General features: G+C 60.2%; 1 protein-coding gene. It reads left to right on the top strand.

Annotated elements, in window-relative coordinates; genetic code table 11:
• Positions 1 to 8 precede the first annotated feature (8 nt).
• On the top strand, positions 9 to 1,823 hold a 1,815-nt coding region (locus tag EGI20_RS18040), incomplete at its 3' end, for a Clp protease N-terminal domain-containing protein (protein ID WP_498633078.1).

Genomic DNA, 1,823 nt, shown 5'->3' with positions numbered 1-1,823 from the left:
AGAGCATGATGCGATTTGACAAACTGACGACCAAGTTCCAGCAATCGCTGGCCGATGCGCAAAGTCTGGCGCTGGCGGGCGACAATGCGTATATCGAGCCGCAACATCTGTTGCTGGCCATGCTGGAGGATAGTGATGGCGGCATGTCCGGCTTGCTTTCACGCGCCGGCGTGAATGCAATGGGGCTGAAGACAGGCTTGCAGCAGGCGCTGGAGCGGCTGCCCAAGGTGCAAGGCAGCGATGGCGAGATTACGGTATCGCGCGACCTGAACAAGCTGCTCAACCTGACCGACAAGGCCGCGATGCAGCGTGGTGACGAATATATTGCCAGCGAGATGTTCTTGCTGGCGCTGCTGGAAGACAAGGGTGAAACCGGCAAGCTGCTCAAGCAATATGGTGCGACGCCGGCGGCGGTGAATGCGGCGATTTCGGCGCTGCGCGGTGGCGAGAATGTGGCAAGCCAGGAGGCGGAAGGGCAGCGCGAGGCGCTGAAGAAATACACGCTGGATCTGACCGAGCGTGCGCGCGCCGGCAAGCTGGACCCGGTTATCGGCCGTGATGACGAAATCCGCCGTGCGATTCAGGTCTTGCTGCGCCGGACCAAGAATAATCCGGTGCTGATCGGTGAACCGGGGGTGGGCAAGACCGCCATTGTGGAAGGTCTGGCGCAGCGTATCGTCAATGGCGAGGTGCCGGACAGCCTGCGCGGCAAGAAACTTTTGGTGCTGGATCTGGCCAGTCTGCTCGCCGGTGCCAAGTTCCGCGGCGAATTTGAAGAGCGGCTAAAAGCGGTGCTGACCGATCTGGCCAAAGATGAAGGCAACACCATTGTCTTTATCGACGAGATCCACACGCTGGTCGGCGCGGGCAAGGCCGAGGGCGCGATGGATGCCGGCAATATGCTCAAGCCCGCGCTGGCGCGTGGCGAGCTGCACTGCATGGGCGCGACTACGCTGGACGAATACCGCAAATACATAGAGAAAGATGCCGCACTGGAGCGCCGTTTCCAGAAGGTGCTGGTGGACGAGCCTAGCGTGGAAGACACCATCGCCATCTTGCGCGGCTTGAAAGAGAAATACGAAATCCACCACGGGGTCGATATTACCGATCCGGCCATTGTGGCGGCGGCGGAGTTGTCGCACCGCTATCTCACTGACCGCTTCTTGCCGGACAAGGCGATCGACCTGATTGACGAGGCGGCCAGCCGGATCAAGATGGAGCTGGACTCCAAACCGGAAGAAATGGACAAGATGGATAGACGCCTGATCCAGCTTAAGATCGAGCGCGAGGCGGTCAAGCGCGAGAGCGATGAGGCTTCGCAGCGCCGTCTGGCGCTGATTGAAGAGGAGATTGCGCGCCTGTCCAAGGATTATTCCGATCTGGAGGAGATCTGGAAGGCAGAGAAAGCCTCGCAGCAGGGCAGCCAGAGCATCAAGGAAGAAATCGACAAACTCAAAAACGAGATGGAAGAGCTGAAGCGCAAGGGCGACTGGCAGAAGCTGGCCGAGCTGCAATACGGGCGTCTGCCTCAGCTGGAGGCGCAGCTTAAGGTCGCGGAAGAGACAAGCGATATGGCGGTTGAAGGACATCGCCTGCTGCGCACCGAAGTGGGCACCGATGAAATCGCCGAGGTGATCAGCCGCATGACCGGTATCCCTGTGTCCAAGATGCTGACCGGTGAGCGCGATAAGCTGCTGCATATGGAAGACGTGCTGCATCAGCGCGTGGTGGGGCAGGATGAAGCCGCGACGGCCGTTGCCGATGCTATCCGCCGCTCGCGCTCCGGTCTGTCCGACCCGAACAAGCCCTATGGCTCCTTCCTG

It is taken from the genome of Aquitalea sp. S1-19 (genome assembly GCF_024343515.1).
Note: the sequence above shows the minus strand (reverse complement) of the source record. Positions and strands in the feature narration are given on the sequence as shown.